We start from the raw sequence: 18,398 nt of genomic DNA, 5'->3' as shown, positions 1-18,398 counted from the left end.
ACAAGAAGCCCCATATATGAAGAATGCAACGTTCTACCTTCTGGACAACGACACCCATCAGGATGGCCTCAGCGCCGTCGAACAGCTGGTGTGTGAAATTGCCGCAGAACGTTGGCGCGCAGGCAAACGCGTGTTGATAGCCTGTGAAGATGAGCAGCAGGCGATTCGTCTCGATGAAGCGCTGTGGGCCCGCCCGCCGGAGAGTTTTGTTCCGCATAACCTGTCAGGCGAAGGTCCGCGCGGCGGGGCGCCGGTTGAAATTGCCTGGCCGCAAAAGCGCAACAGTAGCGCGCGCGATATTCTGATTAGCCTGCGGATAGATTTTGCAGATTTTGCCACCGCTTTCACAGAAGTGGTAGACTTTGTCCCTTACGAAGAATCTTTGAAACAACTGGCGCGCGAACGCTACAAAGCGTACCGCCTGGCTGGTTTTAACCTGAATACGGCAACCTGGAAATAATGGAAAAGACATATAACCCACGCGATATCGAACAGCCGCTTTACGAGCACTGGGAACAGCAGGGCTATTTCAAGCCTAACGGCGACGAAAGCAAAGAGTCCTTCTGCATCATGATCCCGCCGCCGAACGTCACCGGCAGTTTGCATATGGGTCATGCTTTCCAGCAGACCATCATGGACACCATGATCCGTTACCAGCGCATGCAGGGCAAAAACACCCTGTGGCAGGCGGGGACTGACCACGCGGGTATCGCGACCCAGATGGTGGTTGAGCGTAAAATTGCCGCTGAAGAAGGAAAAACCCGCCACGACTACGGTCGCGACGCTTTTATCGACAAAATCTGGCAGTGGAAAGCGGAATCTGGCGGCACCATTACCCGTCAGATGCGTCGTCTCGGCAACTCCGTGGACTGGGAGCGCGAGCGCTTCACCATGGATGAAGGCCTGTCCAATGCCGTTAAAGAAGTCTTCGTTCGCCTGTATAAAGAAGACCTGATTTACCGCGGCAAACGCCTGGTAAACTGGGATCCGAAACTGCGCACCGCAATTTCTGACCTGGAAGTGGAAAACCGCGAGTCTAAAGGCTCCATGTGGCACATCCGCTATCCGCTGGCCGACGGCGCAAAAACCGCCGACGGCAAAGATTACCTGGTGGTCGCGACCACCCGTCCGGAAACCCTGCTGGGCGATACCGGCGTGGCCGTTAACCCGGAAGATCCGCGTTATAAAGATTTGATCGGCAAATTCGTGGTGCTGCCGCTGGTAAACCGCCGTATTCCGATTGTGGGCGACGAACACGCCGACATGGAAAAAGGCACCGGCTGCGTGAAAATCACCCCGGCGCACGACTTCAACGACTATGAAGTGGGTCGTCGTCACGCCCTGCCGATGATCAACATCCTGACCTTCGACGGCGATATCCGCGAAAGCGCAGAAGTGTACGACACCAAAGGCAACGAATCCGACGTTTATTCCAGCGACATCCCGGCGGAGTTCCAGAAGCTGGAACGTTTTGCCGCGCGTAAAGCGATCGTGGCTGCCGTTGACGCACTGGGCCTGCTGGAAGAGATCAAACCTCACGATCTGACCGTGCCGTACGGCGACCGCGGTGGCGTGGTTATCGAGCCAATGCTGACCGACCAGTGGTACGTGCGTGCCGACGTGCTGGCGAAACCAGCTGTTGAAGCGGTTGAGAACGGCAGCATTCAGTTCGTGCCGAAGCAGTACGAAAACATGTACTTCTCCTGGATGCGCGATATTCAGGACTGGTGTATCTCTCGTCAGCTGTGGTGGGGTCACCGTATCCCGGCATGGTACGACAATGAAGGCAACGTCTACGTTGGCCGCAGCGAAGATGAAGTGCGTCAGGAAAACAACCTGAGTGCAGACGTTGCGCTGCGTCAGGACGAAGACGTGCTGGACACCTGGTTCTCCTCCGCGCTGTGGACCTTCTCCACCCTTGGCTGGCCAGAAAACACCGACGCGCTGCGTCAGTTCCATCCAACCAGCGTGATGGTGTCCGGTTTCGACATCATCTTCTTCTGGATTGCCCGCATGATCATGATGACCATGCACTTCATCAAAGACGAAGACGGCAAGCCGCAGGTTCCGTTCCATACCGTCTATATGACCGGTCTGATCCGCGACGACGAAGGCCAGAAGATGTCCAAGTCCAAGGGGAACGTTATTGACCCGCTGGACATGGTTGACGGTATCTCTCTGGAAGAGCTGCTGGAAAAACGTACCGGCAACATGATGCAGCCGCAGCTGGCGGAGAAAATCCGCAAGCGCACCGAGAAGCAGTTCCCGAACGGGATTGAGGCTCACGGTACCGACGCCCTGCGCTTCACCCTGGCGGCACTGGCCTCTACCGGCCGTGACATCAACTGGGACATGAAGCGTCTGGAAGGTTACCGTAACTTCTGTAACAAGCTGTGGAACGCCAGCCGCTTCGTGCTGATGAACACCGAAGATCAGGATTGTAGCTTCAACGGCGGCGAAATGACGCTGTCTCTGGCTGACCGCTGGATCCTGGCGGAATTCAACCAGACGGTGAAAGCGTTCCGCGAGGCGCTGGACAGCTACCGCTTCGACATCGCGGCGGGCATCCTGTATGAATTCACCTGGAACCAGTTCTGCGACTGGTATCTGGAGCTGGCGAAGCCGGTCATGAACGGCGGCACTGAAGCGGAACTGCGCGGCACGCGCAACACGCTGATTACCGTTCTGGAAGGCCTGCTGCGCCTGGCGCACCCGGTTATTCCATTCATCACCGAGACCATCTGGCAGCGCGTGAAGGTGATTGCTGGCATCAACGCAGATACCATCATGCTGCAGCCGTTCCCGGAATTCGATGCGGCGAAAGTGGATGAAGCGGCATCAGCGGATACCGAGTGGCTGAAGCAGGCGATCGTTGCAGTACGTAACATCCGTGCTGAAATGAACATTGCCCCTGGCAAACCGCTGGAGCTGCTGCTTCGTGGCTGCAGCGAAGCTGCCGTTCGTCGCGTCACAGAGAACAACACCTTCCTGAAAACCATGGCGCGTCTGGAAAGCATCACCGTGCTGCCTGCGGATGACAAAGGTCCGGTTTCCGTGACCAAAATCATCGACGGCGCCGAGCTGCTGATCCCGATGGCAGGTCTGATCGATAAAGACGCCGAGCTGGCTCGTCTGGCGAAAGAAGTGTCGAAAGTCGACGTGGAAATTGGCAAAATCGAAAGCAAGCTGGCGAACGAAGGCTTTGTCGCCCGCGCGCCGGAAGCGGTCATCGCGAAAGAGCGTGAGCGTCTGGTTGCCTTCGCCGATGCGAAGACCAAGCTGATTGAGCAGCAGGCGGTTATCGCTGCCCTGTAATGCTTTTACCCCTTACGCTTCAGAGCGTAAGGGGTATCCTTCCTGAAAACTCCTCGCTTGCACTCCCCTTTCTGCGGTGCTATTAACAGCAGTTATGTGTCAATTTTTGTAATGAGTAATGCTATGAGCGTGATTACCCCCGTCGCGACGACGATGCGCCGGATCGCTGAGCAGGATAACCCGGCTATCGCCGCCGTTATCCGCACCGTTTCTGCCGAATATGGCCTGACGGCTGACAAAGGCTACACGGTTGCCGACCCGAACCTGGACGCGCTTTACCAGCTCTACAGCCAGCCAGGGCACGCCTACTGGGTAATCGAGCAGAACGGCCAGGTTGTCGGAGGCGGCGGCGTGGCGCCCCTCAGCTGCAGCGAGCCGGATATCTGCGAACTGCAGAAAATGTATTTCCTCCCAACGGCGCGCGGGCAAGGACTGGCGAAAAAGCTGGCGCTGATTGCTCTGGATCATGCGCGCAAGCAGGGCTTCACCCGCTGCTACCTTGAAACGACCGCGTTCCTCAAAGAGGCCATCGGCCTGTATGAACATCTGGGCTTTGAGCATATCGATGCACCGCTGGGCTGTACCGGTCACGTTGACTGCGAAGTCAGGATGCTGAAAAGTCTGTAACTTTCGTTCCTGCCCTCTTCTGTTAAGCGACTGTAAACTGAATGCTCTACACTCTCAGTTCACACCACAACGGGGGAAACACGATGTCGAAGATAAAAAGCTACGCCGCACCGCAGGCGGGTGCAGAACTTGAGCTGTACGAGTACGATGCGGGCGAACTAAAAGCAGAAGACGTCGAAGTACAGGTTGATTACTGCGGGATCTGCCACTCGGATCTCTCGATGATCGACAACGAATGGGGCTTCTCCAGCTATCCGCTGGTTGCCGGACACGAAGTCATTGGCCGCGTCGTGGCGCTCGGTAGCGCCGCGCAGGACAAAGGGCTGAAAGTGGGCCAGCGCGTGGGCATTGGCTGGACGGCACGCAGCTGTGGTCACTGCGACGCCTGTATCAGCGGAAATCAGATCAACTGCCTCGAAGGCGCCGTTCCTACCATCCTGAACAAAGGCGGTTTTGCCGATAAGCTGCGCGCCGACTGGCAATGGGTGATCCCGCTGCCGGAGAGCATTGATATCGAATCCGCCGGTCCGCTGCTGTGCGGCGGTATCACCGTCTTCAAGCCCCTGCTGATGCACCATATCACCGCCACCAGCCGCGTGGGCGTCATCGGTATTGGCGGACTGGGTCATATCGCCATCAAGCTGCTGCACGCGATGGGCTGTGAAGTCACGGCGTTCAGCTCGAACCCGGCGAAAGAGAAAGAAGTACTGGCGATGGGGGCTGATAAAGTGGTGAATAGCCGCGATCCGCAGGCGCTGAACGCGCTGGCGGGCCAGTTTGATCTGATCATCAACACCGTTAACGTGGATCTCGACTGGCAGCCGTACTTTGAAGCGCTGGCCTACGGCGGTAACTTCCACACCGTGGGTGCGGTGATGAAGCCGCTGCCGGTTCCGGCGTTTACCCTGATCGGTGGGGATCGCAGCATATCCGGTTCTGCTACCGGTACGCCGTACGAGCTGCGCAAACTGATGAAATTCGCCGGACGCACCAAAGTGGCGCCGACCACCGAACTGTATCCAATGTCGAAAATCAACGAAGCGATCCAGCACGTGCGCGACGGTAAAGCCCGCTACCGCGTGGTGCTGAAAGCGGATTTCTGATGTGAGTTTGCCGGGTGGCGGCTTCGCCTTACCCGGCCTACTTTCACTGCTGCGCCAATACGTTAAATACTTCCGCTACCGCGACCGCTCCCGGATCCATTACCCCATCCAGGTTCTCTTTATTGACATACGACGAGCGTCCCGCGCCGGCTTTCGCCATTTTCGCCGTTGCTTCGGCACCGTGCTGTGCTGCCTTCGCCGCTGCCTCGATATCTCCCTTCAGCAACGCCTCCAGCGCCGGTTGCAGCGCGTCGATCAGCGTGCGATCGCCGAGATCTGCCCCACCGTACTGCTTCATCTGCGCCAGTCCGCTGAGCAAGGCCTCAGGGAGCGTCTGACCATCGTGAAGCTTTTGCCCGGCCGCGGTGAAGAAGATCGACATCAGCACCCCGCTCGACCCGCCCATCACCGTCGCCAGCCGCTCGCCAACCAGCAGCAGCAGCTTAGACACATCATTAAGCGGGAGCGTGTTCCCCTCCAGTCGCTGCGCAATATCCCGCGCCCCTTGCGCAAAGGTGGAGCCGGTATCGCCATCACCCACTTTCGCATCCAGCGCGTTCAGGCGGTTTTCCAGCTGGATCAGCGTTTTTGTCACTGAGAAGACACACGCTCCCACCTGCGGATTGTCCGATGAGGTATATTCCACTCGATCATGAATGGCGCTGTGCTCAACGGTACGCAGTGGCGCAAACGCCACGGGCTTCTGCCAGCCCAGCGTCTCGACATCAGCGTGAATCGCCTTTTCGAAGAAATCAGTGAGCTTCAGCAGCGTCAGCGAAAAGCCTTTCATATCCAGCGCGCTGACCAGCGGCGCTGGGCCAATCAAGTACGCGATGTTCTCTTTCAGCGCCGAGTGCGCCAGCTCTTTGGTCAGCAGCGCCATCTCCAGCGCCGATACGCCGCCAAGATTGTTAATCAATACCGCAAAACGCCCCTCGCCCGCCTGCGCGCGTAACGGCGTCACCAGGGTGTCAATAATGGCTTTGCTGTTTTGCGTATCCACCACGGAAGCCCCGGGCTCGCCGTGAATGCCCAGGCCCAGCTCGACATGGCCTTGTTTAATCCGCCCCTCTTCATCGTCGCTGCCCGGCAGGTTGCACGTTTGCATCGCCACGCCCAGGCTCCAGAGGTTATCGCAGGCCTGTTGCGCAATATCCCGCACCTCGCTCAGCGATTTCCCCTGCTCCGCCGCATAGCCCGCAATCTTGTGCACCAGTGCCGTTCCGGCAATACCGCGCGGCTGCTTGTTATCCGGCAGCGCGATATCGTCCGCCACGATCGCCATCTCCACCTTAAGACCGTAACGTTTAGCCTTTTCCGCCGCCAGACCAAAGTTCAGGCGATCGCCGGTGTAGTTTTTTACGATCAGCAGACAGCCCCGGTCGCCCGTGACCGCCACAATGGCATTCAGCACAGCATCCACGCTCGGCGAAGCAAAAAGATCGCCACACACTGCCGCCGTCAGCATCCCTTTGCCGACAAACCCGGCGTGCGCGGGTTCGTGGCCTGAGCCGCCGCCGGAGATCACCGCCACGCGGCTTTTGTCCCAGTCGCCGCGTGCGACGATCCTGATGGCCGGATCGATATCAAGCTTGACGAGATTAGCGTGTGGCGCAGAAAGCAGTATGCCTTCAATGGCATCGTTGACCAGCTGTTTGCGATCGTTAAAGAAGAATCTGGACATCGTTTCCCACTATTTTGTGAACCGTATGCAAAAGCATAGTCCGCGCTGGATAATGCGCCGCAAAGTCAGGAATTTACTCAACCAAATTGCGGCCAGGTTGCCTATACTCCACCCAGGACTAAGAGAGGAAGCGCATCATGAGTACACCATTGTTAATTGCCAGGACGCTGGAAAAAGAGCTGTATTTACTGCCCGCGATGGCGAACCGCCACGGTCTGATCACCGGAGCGACCGGGACGGGGAAAACCGTCACCCTGCAAAAGCTGGCGGAGTCGCTTTCAGAGATTGGCGTACCGGTCTTTATGGCTGACGTGAAAGGCGATTTAACCGGTGTGGCTCAGGATGGGACGGCATCTGAAAAACTGCTCGAGCGGCTGAAAAATATTGGCATCACGGACTGGACCCCGCACGGTAACCCGGTGGTGGTGTGGGATATCTTTGGTGAGAAAGGCCACCCGGTGCGCGCCACCGTCTCCGATCTTGGCCCGCTGCTGCTGGCCCGTCTGCTTAACCTCAACGACGTGCAGTCCGGCGTGCTGAATATTATCTTCCGCATTGCCGACGATCAGGGACTGCTGCTGCTTGATTTCAAAGATCTACGCGCCATTACGCAATACATCGGCGATAACGCCAAATCCTTCCAGAACCAGTACGGCAATATCAGCAGCGCCTCGGTGGGCGCTATTCAGCGCGGTCTACTGACGCTTGAGCAGCAGGGGGCCGAACACTTCTTCGGCGAGCCGATGCTGGATATCAAGGACTGGATGCGCACCGACAGCAGCGGCAAAGGCATTATTAACATCCTGAGCTCAGAGAAGCTCTACCAGATGCCGAAACTCTACGCCGCTAGCCTGCTGTGGATGCTCTCCGAGCTCTATGAACAATTACCGGAAGCGGGCGATCTGGAAAAACCGAAGCTGGTGTTCTTCTTTGACGAAGCGCATCTGCTGTTTAACGACGCGCCGCAGGTATTGCTGGATAAGATCGAACAGGTTATCCGCCTGATCCGCTCCAAAGGAGTCGGCGTCTGGTTTGTCTCGCAAAACCCGTCGGATATCCCCGACAACGTGCTCGGGCAGCTCGGCAACCGCGTGCAGCATGCCCTGCGCGCCTTTACGCCAAAAGATCAGAAAGCGGTGAAAGCCGCCGCGCAAACCATGCGCGCCAATCCTGCCTTTGATACCGAAGCGGCGATTCAGGCGCTAGGCACCGGTGAAGCGCTGATCTCGTTCCTGGATGCGAAGGGCAGCCCGTCTGTGGTAGAACGCACCATGGTGATCGCGCCTTGCTCGCGTATGGGGCCGGTGACCGACGATGAGCGCAACGGCCTGATTAACCACTCTCCGGTTTACGGGAAATACGAAGACGAGGAGGATCGCGAGTCCGCGTTCGAGATGCTGCAAAAAGGGGTCCAGGCGACAACAGAATCGCAGGCTGCGCCTGCCGCTAAAGGGCAATCTGTCGCCGTCGATGACGGCATTCTCGGTGGGCTCAAAGACATTCTTTTCGGCAGCACCGGGCCGCGCGGCGGCAAGCGCGACGGCGTGGTGCAGACCATGGCGAAAAGCGCAGCCCGACAGGTCACCAATCAAATCGTGCGCGGCATGCTGGGGAGTTTGCTAGGCGGCCGTCGCCGCTAGACGCGGAATCCAGGGGCGGCCCAGCGCCGAACCCTGTACGCCGTTCTCCTGCAGATAGCGGTCAATTTCCACCATCCCCGTCCAGCGGTTTTCACACCATAGCGGTGCCAGAAGCGTTGGACGGCGGGCACTGGCCGAGATGCGATGGTAGACAATATCCGGCGGCGTATGGCGAATCATCTCCCCCGCCGTCACCGTATAGTCTTCAAGCTCAATACCGCTTAACCGCCCGGCCTCCCAGGCTTTCGCCATAATACTGCCCTTCACGATATGCAGCGGGTGCAGCTTAATGCCGTCCACGCCGGTTTCAACCACCTTTTCCAGCGTTTCAAGACCGTGCTGTTGACCCTCGCCGGGTAACCCAACAATCAGATGCGAGCAGACCTTCAGCCCGCGCTCGCGGGCCAGGCGCGTGGTGCGCTGGTAGCAGGCGAAATCATGGCCACGGTTAATACGGTGCAGCGTTTTGTCGTGCGCGGTCTGCAAGCCCAGCTCCAGCCAGATCTCGTAGCCTTGTTCTTTGTACTCGCTGAGCAGGTCCAGCACCGCGTCCGGTACGCAGTCCGGGCGTGTGCCCACGCAAAGCCCAACAATACTGGCCTGGCTGACGGCCTGCTGATACATCGAACGCAATACCTGCACCTCCGCCCACGTGCTGGTGTAGGCCTGGAAATAGGCCAGATATTGCTTCGCGCGGTTCACCAGGCTGGCCTGATGGGCAAGCTGTTCAGCGATAGATTTATGCCGCTGGGCCTCGTCAGCAAAGGACGCAACGTTACAGAAGGTGCAGCCGCCGCGCCCGATGGTGCCATCGCGATTCGGGCAGCTAAACCCGCCGTGCAGCGTCAGCTTATGAACCTTTTGCCCGTACCGCTGCAAAAGATCCCCACCAAACATATTGACTAATTTCTGTAACTGCATAATCTGATAGACCGTCCCGGAGAAAGGGGACAAGCCTGCCACTTTTAGCCTCTGTCGGCGATGACCTGGATCAATCGCCCTGGACGGCCTTTATCCATATGAATAAATACTCACGATTACTGCAATTTCATTCACGCCGCCTGTGATTACTTTTCCTTATGTTCTGATTGTTTTTTTCATTTATAGCGCCACCACTGAAAAACAGTGGGTTTATGCGGGTTTGCATCCATTGCCAGATTATTGTTCTGCTATAAAACCGCTATTCAGCACGCTACATTGATAATACCGCTTTCATATAGTGAGTCAGATCACACTCCGCTGCTCGCTCTCAGGTCATTCAATCAATGTAAAAATAGTTAAATACACTTAAAATACAATTACATAGACTCTCTTTAGCACATTTTTGTATAAATAAGATTGCCATTTGACCTGTGTACCAATTCCCGATAAGTTGGAAATCCGCTGGAAGCTTTCTGGATGAGCGGCCTGCTCATCATATTTATGCAGTAATTGAGATTCCCTCTGAAGCAAGTCCTCAAACTTGTTTACCTGCGCGAAAGGATGAAAAAGAGGGCGAATGCGAGGTCCGCGTATGAAACGCAAACCCCGTCGCCATGCTCTTTCTGTGCCTGTGCGCCACGGTAAAGTTCAGTGGGAGCCCGACGAGCCTGGGGAGGTTCACTGATATGTTGTACGATAAATCCCTTGAGAAGGATAACTGTGGTTTCGGCCTGATCGCCCACATAGAAGGCGAACCTAGCCACAAGGTAGTGCGTACTGCTATTCACGCACTGGCCCGTATGCAGCACCGTGGCGCCATCCTTGCCGATGGTAAAACCGGCGACGGTTGCGGCCTGCTGCTGCAAAAACCGGATCGTTTCTTCCGCATCGTGGCGGAAGAGCGCGGCTGGCGTTTAGCCAAAAACTACGCTGTCGGCATGCTGTTCCTGAATCAGGATCCTGAAAAGGCTGCCGCTTCACGCCGCATCGTCGAAGAAGAACTTCAGCGTGAAACCCTGTCGATTGTCGGCTGGCGCGATGTGCCAACCAACGAAGGGGTGCTCGGTGAAATCGCCCTCTCCTCGCTGCCTCGTATTGAACAGATTTTCGTCAACGCGCCTGCGGGCTGGCGTCCACGTGATATGGAACGCCGTCTGTTTATCGCCCGCCGCCGCATTGAAAAACGTCTCCAGGACGATAAAGAGTTCTACGTCTGTAGCCTCTCTAACCTGGTGAATATCTATAAAGGTCTGTGTATGCCGGCTGACCTGCCGCGCTTCTACCTGGACCTGGCGGACCTGCGTCTGGAATCGGCCATTTGCCTGTTCCACCAGCGCTTCTCCACCAACACCGTTCCACGCTGGCCGCTGGCTCAGCCGTTCCGCTACCTGGCGCACAACGGCGAGATCAACACCATCACCGGTAACCGCCAGTGGGCCCGCGCCCGTACCTATAAGTTCCAGACGCCACTGATCCCCGATCTGCACGATGCCGCGCCGTTCGTGAACGAAACCGGCTCGGACTCCAGCTCGATGGATAATATGCTGGAACTTCTGCTGGCGGGCGGGATGGATATCGTGCGCGCCATGCGTCTGCTCGTGCCGCCGGCCTGGCAGAACAACCCGGATATGGATCCTGAGCTGCGCGCGTTCTTCGACTTCAACTCCATGCACATGGAGCCGTGGGACGGCCCAGCGGGCATCGTTATGTCCGACGGCCGTTTTGCTGCCTGTAACCTGGACCGTAACGGTCTGCGTCCGGCGCGCTACGTTATCACCAAAGACAAGCTCATCACCTGCGCCTCTGAAGTCGGCATCTGGGATTACCAGCCTGACGAAGTGGTCGAGAAAGGCCGCGTTGGTCCGGGCGAGCTGATGGTTATCGACACCCGCGGTGGGCGCATCCTGCACTCCGCCGAAACCGACAACGATCTGAAGAGCCGCCACCCGTACAAAGAGTGGATGGAGAAGAACGTGCGTCGCCTGGTGCCGTTCGAAGATCTCACGGACGAAGAAGTGGGCAGCCGCGAGCTGGACGACGATACTCTCGCGAGCTACCAGAAGCAGTTTAACTACAGCGCGGAAGAGCTGGACTCTGTCATCCGCGTGCTCGGTGAAAACGGCCAGGAAGCGGTCGGCTCGATGGGTGACGATACCCCGTTTGCCGTGCTCTCCAGCCAGCCGCGCATCATTTACGACTACTTCCGCCAGCAGTTCGCGCAGGTGACCAACCCGCCAATCGATCCGCTGCGTGAAGCACACGTGATGTCGCTGGCCACCAGCATCGGTCGTGAGATGAACGTCTTCTGCGAGGCCGAAGGCCAGGCGCATCGTCTGACCTTTAAATCGCCGATCCTGCTGTATTCAGATTTCAAACAGCTCACCACCATGAAAGAGGAGCACTACCGCGCCGACACGCTCGACATTACCTTCGACGTGAACGAAGCGAGCCTTGAAGAGACGGTGAATGCGCTGTGTGACAAAGCCGAACAGATGGTGCGTAACGGCACCGTGCTGCTGGTGTTGTCCGACCGTAATATCGCGAAAAACCGTCTGCCTGTACCTGCCCCGATGGCGGTCGGCGCTATCCAGACGCGTTTGGTCGATAAGAGCCTGCGCTGCGACGCGAACATCATTGTTGAAACCGCAAGCGCCCGCGACCCGCATCACTTTGCCGTGCTGTTGGGCTTCGGCGCGACGGCGATCTACCCGTACCTGGCCTACGAAACGCTGGCCCGTCTGGTGGATACCCGCGCGATCGACAAAGATTACCGCGCGGTGATGCTGAACTACCGTAACGGCATCAACAAAGGTCTGTACAAGATCATGTCCAAAATGGGCATCTCGACCATTGCCTCCTACCGCTGTTCTAAGCTGTTTGAAGCGGTCGGCCTGCATGACGAGGTTGCCAACCTCTGCTTCCAGGGCGTGGTCAGCCGCATCGGCGGCGCCGGTTTTGCGGACTTCCAGCAGGATCTGGTGAACCTGTCCAAGCGCGCCTGGCTGGCACGTAAGCCGCTGGATCAGGGCGGTCTGCTGAAATACGTTCACGGTGGCGAATACCACGCCTATAACCCGGACGTGGTGCGCACGCTGCAGCAGGCGGTTCAGAGCGGTGAATACAGCGATTATCAGCAGTACGCTGAGCTGGTGAATAACCGTCCGGCGGCGACGCTGCGCGACCTTATTGCCCTCAATCCGGGCGATGAAGCGGTCAGCATTGACGAAGTTGAACCGGCATCGGAACTGTTCAAACGCTTCGATACCGCGGCGATGTCCATCGGCGCGCTGAGCCCGGAAGCCCACGAAGCGCTGGCTGAAGCCATGAACAGCATCGGCGGCAACTCCAACTCCGGCGAAGGCGGTGAAGACCCTGCGCGTTACGGCACCAACAAAGTGTCCCGTATCAAGCAGGTGGCATCCGGTCGCTTTGGCGTAACGCCTGCGTACCTGGTCAACGCCGACGTGATTCAGATTAAAGTTGCTCAGGGTGCTAAACCGGGCGAAGGCGGTCAGCTGCCGGGTGATAAAGTCACCCCGTACATCGCCAAACTGCGCTATTCCGTGCCGGGCGTGACGCTGATCTCCCCGCCGCCGCACCACGATATCTACTCTATCGAGGACCTGGCGCAGCTTATTTTCGACCTGAAACAGGTCAACCCGAAGGCGATGATCTCCGTGAAGCTGGTTTCCGAACCGGGCGTTGGCACCATCGCGACCGGCGTGGCGAAGGCCTATGCGGATCTCATCACCATTGCCGGTTATGACGGCGGTACCGGCGCAAGCCCGCTCTCCTCCGTGAAATATGCGGGCTGTCCGTGGGAGCTTGGCCTGGTGGAAACCCAGCAGGCGCTGGTGGCTAACGGTCTGCGTCATAAGATCCGTCTGCAGGTGGATGGCGGTCTGAAAACTGGCCTCGACATCATCAAGGCGGCGATCCTCGGTGCGGAAAGCTTCGGTTTCGGTACGGGTCCAATGGTCGCGCTGGGCTGTAAATACCTGCGTATTTGCCACCTGAACAACTGCGCAACCGGCGTTGCAACCCAGGACGAGAAGCTGCGTAAGAACCACTATCACGGCCTGCCGTTCAAAGTGACAAACTACTTTGAGTTCATCGCCCGTGAAACCCGCGAGCTGATGGCGCAGCTGGGCGTGAAACGTCTGGTGGACCTGATTGGCCGTACCGACCTGCTGAAAGAGCTGGAAGGCTTCACCGCCAAGCAGCAAAAGCTGGAGCTGTCTAAGCTGCTGGAAACCGCGCAGCCGCATCCTGGCAAAGCGGTCTACTGCACCGAGAACAACCCTCCGTTTGATAACGGCGTGCTGAACGCACAGCTGCTGCAGCAGGCGAAGCCGTACGTGGACGACAAGCAGAGCAAAACGTTCTGGTTTGATATCCGTAACACCGACCGTTCCGTGGGTGCATCGCTCTCCGGCTACATCGCGCAGACGCACGGTGACCAGGGGCTGGCGTCGGATCCGATTACCGCGCACTTCAGCGGTACCGCGGGTCAGAGCTTCGGCGTGTGGAACGCAGGTGGTGTTGAGCTGTACCTGACCGGCGATGCCAACGACTACGTCGGTAAAGGCATGGCGGGCGGTCTGCTGGCGGTGCGTCCTCCGGTCGGCTCAGCCTTCCGCAGCCATGAGGCCAGCATCATCGGTAACACCTGCCTGTACGGCGCGACCGGCGGTCGTCTGTTTGCAGCAGGCCGTGCGGGCGAGCGTTTTGCGGTGCGTAACTCCGGTGCCATCACCGTGGTGGAAGGCATTGGCGATAACGGTTGTGAATACATGACGGGCGGGATTGTTTGCGTTCTGGGTAAAACCGGCGTGAACTTCGGCGCGGGCATGACGGGCGGTTTTGCGTACGTCCTGGACGAAGACGGCGAGTTCCGCAAACGCGTGAACCCGGAGCTGGTGGAAGTGCTGGACGTTGACACGCTGGCCATTCACGAAGAACACCTGCGCGGTTTAATTACCGAACACGTGCAGCATACCGGTTCTTCGCGCGGCGAAGAGATCCTGGCGAACTGGCCGGCGTTCTCTGCGAAATTCGCGCTGGTTAAGCCGAAGTCCAGCGATGTTAAAGCCCTGTTGGGTCACCGTAGTCGTAGCGCAGCAGAGCTGCGCGTGCAGGCGCAGTAAGGAATTCAGATGAGCCAGAACGTATACCAGTTTATCGACCTGCAGCGTGTTGATCCGCCAAAGAAACCGCTGAAGATCCGCAAAATTGAATTTGTTGAAATCTACGAGCCGTTTTCAGAAGGCCAGGCCAAAGCACAGGCAGACCGCTGCCTGTCCTGCGGTAACCCTTACTGCGAATGGAAATGTCCGGTACACAACTACATCCCTAACTGGCTGAAGCTGGCCAACGAAGGACGTATTTTTGAAGCCGCCGAGCTGTCTCACCAGACCAATACCCTGCCGGAAGTGTGCGGCCGCGTGTGTCCTCAGGACCGTCTGTGCGAAGGCTCCTGTACGTTGAACGACGAGTTCGGTGCGGTGACCATCGGCAACATTGAGCGTTATATCAACGATAAAGCGTTCGAGATGGGCTGGCGTCCGGACATGACCGGCGTGAAGCAAACCGACAAGCGCGTGGCGATCATCGGCGCGGGCCCGGCGGGCCTGGCCTGTGCGGACGTACTGACCCGCAACGGCGTGAAGGCGGTGGTCTTTGACCGTCATCCGGAAATCGGCGGTCTGCTGACCTTCGGTATCCCGGCCTTCAAGCTGGAAAAAGAGGTCATGACCCGTCGCCGGGAAATCTTCACCGGCATGGGCATTGAGTTCAAACTGAACGTGGAAGTGGGCCGCGACGTGCAGCTCGACGACCTGCTGAAGGATTACGACGCCGTATTCCTGGGCGTGGGCACCTATCAGTCCATGCGCGGCGGTCTGGAAAACGAAGACGCGCCAGGCGTGTACGACGCGCTGCCGTTCCTGATTGCCAACACCAAGCAGATCATGGGCTACGGCGAAACCGCCGATGAGCCGTTCGTCAGCATGGAAGGCAAACGCGTGGTGGTGCTGGGCGGCGGTGATACCGCGATGGACTGCGTGCGTACCTCCATTCGTCAGAATGCGGCACACGTGATCTGCGCCTACCGTCGTGACGAAGAGAACATGCCGGGCTCTAAGCGCGAAGTGAAAAACGCGCGTGAAGAGGGCGTGGAGTTCCAGTTCAACATCCAGCCTCTGGGTATTGAAGTGAATGCCAACGGCAAAGTGAGCGGCGTGAAGATGGCGCGTACCGAGATGGGCGCACCGGATGCGAAAGGCCGTCGTCGCGCCGAGATCGTCGCCGGTTCTGAACACGTGATCCCGGCCGATGCCGTGGTGATGGCGTTTGGTTTCCGCCCTCACAGCATGGAGTGGCTGGCGAAGCACAGCGTTGAGTTGGATTCGCAGGGCCGCGTGATTGCGCCAGAAGGCAGCGACAACGCATTCCAGACCAGCAACCCGAAAATCTTCGCCGGTGGCGATATCGTTCGCGGTTCAGACCTGGTGGTGACGGCGATTGCCGAAGGCCGCAAGGCGGCTGACGGTATACTGAACTACCTGGAAGTGTAAAAAAACAGGCCCGATTGGGCCTGTTTTTTTATTTCACGACGCGAAGTGCCGGACGACCACCGCGCGGAGGCGGATCGTCATCAGGGTCATTGTCATCGTGATGATCGGGTTTATCACCATCGATAAGTGACATCACCGTGTCGCTTTCGCGCTCATCGGATGCGTTGTCATCATTCAGGCTGGCAACCTCTTCATCATACGCCGCTTCCGGCTCGAACATAGTTCCCGCACCGTTTTCACGCGCGTAGATGGCCAGCACAGCGGCCAGCGGAACGGAAACCTGACGCGGCACGCCGCCGAAACGCGCGTTGAAGCGCACTTCATCGTTCGCCAGCTCCAGGTTACCCACCGCGCGCGGGGCGATGTTCAGTACGATCTGCCCGTCACGTGCGTATTCCATTGGAACCAGCACGCCCGGCAACGTCACATCCACAACCAGGTGCGGCGTGAGCTGGTTATCCAGCAGCCATTCATAGAAGGCGCGCAGCAGATAAGGACGGCGTGGGGTAAGTTGTGACATTTCCACAGTCATTAGCCTCGGCCGAGACGCATTTCACGTTCCGGTTCAGTTAAGGATGCCAGGAAAGAGTCGCGCTCAAAGACGCGAGTCATGTAGCCCTTCAGCTCTTTCGCGCCAGGACCGCTGAACTCTACGCCCAGGGTCGGCAGACGCCACAGCAGCGGTGCCAGGTAGCAATCCACCAGGCTGAACTCATCGCTCAGGAAGAACGGTTTCTGACCAAACACCGGGGCGATTGCCAGCAGCTCTTCACGCAGTTGCTTACGCGCAGCGTCAGCTTCAGAAGCGGAACCGCTGGTAATCACGTTCATCAGCGAGTACCAGTCTTTTTCGATACGCTGCATGTACAGGCGGCTTTCACCACGCGCGACAGGGTAAACAGGCATCAGCGGCGGATGCGGGAAACGCTCATCCAGATATTCCATAATGATACGGGATTCCCACAGGGTCAGCTCGCGATCCACCAGCGTCGGTACGCTTTGGCTCGGGTTGAGATCGATCAGATCCTGAGGCGGGTTATCCTTTTCCACATGCTCGATCTCAAAACTGACACCCTTCTCGGCCAGCACGATACGAACCTGATGGCTATAAATGTCAGTAGGACCAGAAAACAGCGTCATTACCGAACGTTTGTTGGCAGCGACAGCCATGAAAACCTCCAGGTATATTCAGAATTTTTACTGCTACCAGCCCAACAGGGGCCAGCCAGATGTTGTATCGCCCATCCCAGAGAAAACACATTGTTCAAGAATCGAACAAAAATCGAGTATTCACCGATATTTGGGCAGAAAATTGGATGATAGTTTACCAGATTTTGATGGCTTTGTGGTGAGGGGATTCTGGAAATGTGGAAAAAGAGAAGATATATGCATGGATATTGTGGATAACCTGCGCATTATCCATAAAAAAACCCGCCGAAGCGGGTTTTTCGCCAATCGTTCTGCGTAAGCAGAATGGATTAACGTTTGGAGAACTGTGGACGACGACGTGCTTTACGCAGACCCACTTTCTTACGTTCAACCTGACGCGCGTCACGAGTAACGAAGCCAGCTTTACGCAGTTCAGAACGCAGGGATTCGTCGTACTCCATCAGAGCGCGGGTGATACCGTGACGGATCGCACCTGCCTGACCGGAGATACCACCACCTTTAACGGTGATGTACAGATCCAGTTTTTCTACCATGTCAACCAGTTCCAGCGGCTGGCGAACTACCATGCGGGCAGTTTCGCGACCGAAGTATTGTTCCAGAGAACGCTGGTTGATTACGATTTTACCACTGCCCGGTTTGATGAAAACGCGAGCTGCGGAACTTTTGCGGCGACCAGTGCCGTAGTATTGATTTTCAGCCATTGCCTATAATCCCGATTAGATGTCAAGAACTTGCGGTTGCTGTGCCGCGTGGTTGTGCTCGTTGCCTGCGTAAACTTTCAGTTTACGGAACATAGCACGACCCAGCGGGCCTTTTGGCAGCATGCCTTTAACCGCGATTTCAATCACACGCTCAGGACGGCGGGCAATCATCTCTTCAAAGGTCGCTTCTTTGATACCACCGATGTGGCCGGTGTGGTGGTAGTACATTTTGTCAGTACGCTTGTTGCCGGTTACAGCAACTTTATCAGCGTTCAGAACGATGATGTAATCACCGGTATCAACGTGCGGAGTGTATTCCGCTTTATGCTTACCGCGCAGGCGACGAGCCAGTTCAGTAGCCAGACGGCCCAGAGTTTTACCGGTCGCGTCAACAACATACCAGTCGCGCTGTACGGTTTCTGGTTTAGCTGTAAAAGTTTTCATTAAAAGCTTACCCAAATAATAAGTTACACGTTGGTGAACACCCAAACGTTTAGTCAGTTGAGGTTCACACGACAAAGTCCGGCAAACCTACCCCTTCGAATAGCACATGCCGACACATAGAAAGTTTCGGGAAAAAAACCTTCTCGTAACGTGGGGTCGCAAGATTATAGAGAAGTTGAGGTCAAAGATCGACCCTTAAATGTGATTTGGAATGGGTT

The 18,398-nt window shown here is 57.2% G+C and carries 13 protein-coding genes; 7 read left to right on the top strand and 6 right to left on the bottom strand.

Annotated features, from left to right (window positions below):
- The first annotated feature begins 16 nt into the window (after nt 1–16).
- From holC to ahr, 4 genes are all read left to right on the top strand, one after another.
- The gene (holC, locus tag AC4IBF_RS02430; RefSeq protein WP_008502815.1) at nt 17–460 is read left to right on the top strand and encodes a DNA polymerase III subunit chi; all 444 of its coding nucleotides are present in this window, start codon (nt 17–19) and stop codon (nt 458–460) included.
- The gene (locus tag AC4IBF_RS02425; RefSeq protein WP_491463136.1) at nt 460–3,315 is read left to right on the top strand and encodes a valine--tRNA ligase; all 2,856 of its coding nucleotides are present in this window, start codon (nt 460–462) and stop codon (nt 3,313–3,315) included. Before holC ends, AC4IBF_RS02425 begins: the two co-directional genes overlap by 1 nt.
- 123 nt (nt 3,316–3,438) lie before the next feature.
- Complete coding sequence (locus AC4IBF_RS02420) at nt 3,439–3,942, top strand: GNAT family N-acetyltransferase (protein WP_045403561.1); 504 nt, start codon at nt 3,439–3,441, stop codon at nt 3,940–3,942.
- A gap of 83 nt (nt 3,943–4,025) precedes the next feature.
- Nucleotides 4,026–5,045 (top strand): NADPH-dependent aldehyde reductase Ahr, encoded by a 1,020-nt coding sequence (gene ahr / locus AC4IBF_RS02415; protein ID WP_045403564.1) that lies wholly within the window; start codon nt 4,026–4,028, stop codon nt 5,043–5,045.
- 43 nt (nt 5,046–5,088) lie between these two features.
- Here the strand turns inward: ahr and AC4IBF_RS02410 are convergent, their stop codons facing one another.
- Nucleotides 5,089–6,729 (bottom strand): dihydroxyacetone kinase subunit DhaK, encoded by a 1,641-nt coding sequence (locus tag AC4IBF_RS02410; RefSeq protein ID WP_491463135.1) that lies wholly within the window; start codon nt 6,727–6,729, stop codon nt 5,089–5,091.
- A gap of 137 nt (nt 6,730–6,866) precedes the next feature.
- On the opposite strand from AC4IBF_RS02410, the gene AC4IBF_RS02405 reads away from it, so the two are divergent.
- Nucleotides 6,867–8,369: a helicase HerA-like C-terminal domain-containing protein gene (locus AC4IBF_RS02405; protein ID WP_325848660.1), complete on the top strand. Its 1,503-nt coding sequence runs from the start codon at nt 6,867–6,869 to the stop codon at nt 8,367–8,369.
- On the opposite strand, the gene mnmL is transcribed toward AC4IBF_RS02405, so the two are convergent.
- The gene (gene mnmL, locus AC4IBF_RS02400; RefSeq protein WP_288460756.1) at nt 8,349–9,290 is read right to left on the bottom strand and encodes a tRNA modification radical SAM protein MnmL/YtqA; all 942 of its coding nucleotides are present in this window, start codon (nt 9,288–9,290) and stop codon (nt 8,349–8,351) included. The genes AC4IBF_RS02405 and mnmL overlap by 21 nt on opposite strands.
- A 686-nt stretch (nt 9,291–9,976) precedes the next feature.
- Here mnmL and gltB point away from each other — a divergent pair.
- Both gltB and gltD read left to right on the top strand, forming a co-directional pair.
- The gene (gene gltB, locus AC4IBF_RS02395) at nt 9,977–14,437 is read left to right on the top strand and encodes a glutamate synthase large subunit (RefSeq protein WP_115876363.1); all 4,461 of its coding nucleotides are present in this window, start codon (nt 9,977–9,979) and stop codon (nt 14,435–14,437) included.
- 9 nt (nt 14,438–14,446) lie between these two features.
- Nucleotides 14,447–15,865, top strand: a complete 1,419-nt coding sequence (gene gltD, locus AC4IBF_RS02390; RefSeq protein WP_023309377.1) for a glutamate synthase subunit GltD — start codon at nt 14,447–14,449, stop codon at nt 15,863–15,865.
- A gap of 28 nt (nt 15,866–15,893) precedes the next feature.
- On the opposite strand, the gene sspB is transcribed toward gltD, so the two are convergent.
- The 4 genes from sspB to rplM form a co-directional block, all read right to left on the bottom strand.
- A complete protein-coding gene (gene sspB / locus AC4IBF_RS02385) occupies nt 15,894–16,391 on the bottom strand; it encodes a ClpXP protease specificity-enhancing factor (protein WP_045355426.1) in 498 nt (165 codons plus the stop codon).
- 5 nt (nt 16,392–16,396) lie between these two features.
- Nucleotides 16,397–17,035 (bottom strand): stringent starvation protein SspA, encoded by a 639-nt coding sequence (gene sspA / locus AC4IBF_RS02380; RefSeq protein ID WP_014885418.1) that lies wholly within the window; start codon nt 17,033–17,035, stop codon nt 16,397–16,399.
- Between the two features lie 308 nt (nt 17,036–17,343).
- Nucleotides 17,344–17,736 carry a 30S ribosomal protein S9 gene (rpsI, locus tag AC4IBF_RS02375; protein WP_003860436.1) on the bottom strand — a complete coding sequence of 131 codons (393 nt, stop codon included), beginning with the start codon at nt 17,734–17,736 and terminating at the stop codon, nt 17,344–17,346.
- Between the two features lie 15 nt (nt 17,737–17,751).
- Entirely contained in the window at nt 17,752–18,180 is a 429-nt protein-coding gene (gene rplM / locus AC4IBF_RS02370; RefSeq protein WP_003860434.1) for a 50S ribosomal protein L13, read from the bottom strand.
- Nucleotides 18,181–18,398 lie beyond the last annotated feature (218 nt).

It is taken from the genome of Enterobacter sp. Taxon_8 (assembly GCF_058354585.1).
This window is presented reverse-complemented; position numbering and strand designations above follow the sequence as displayed.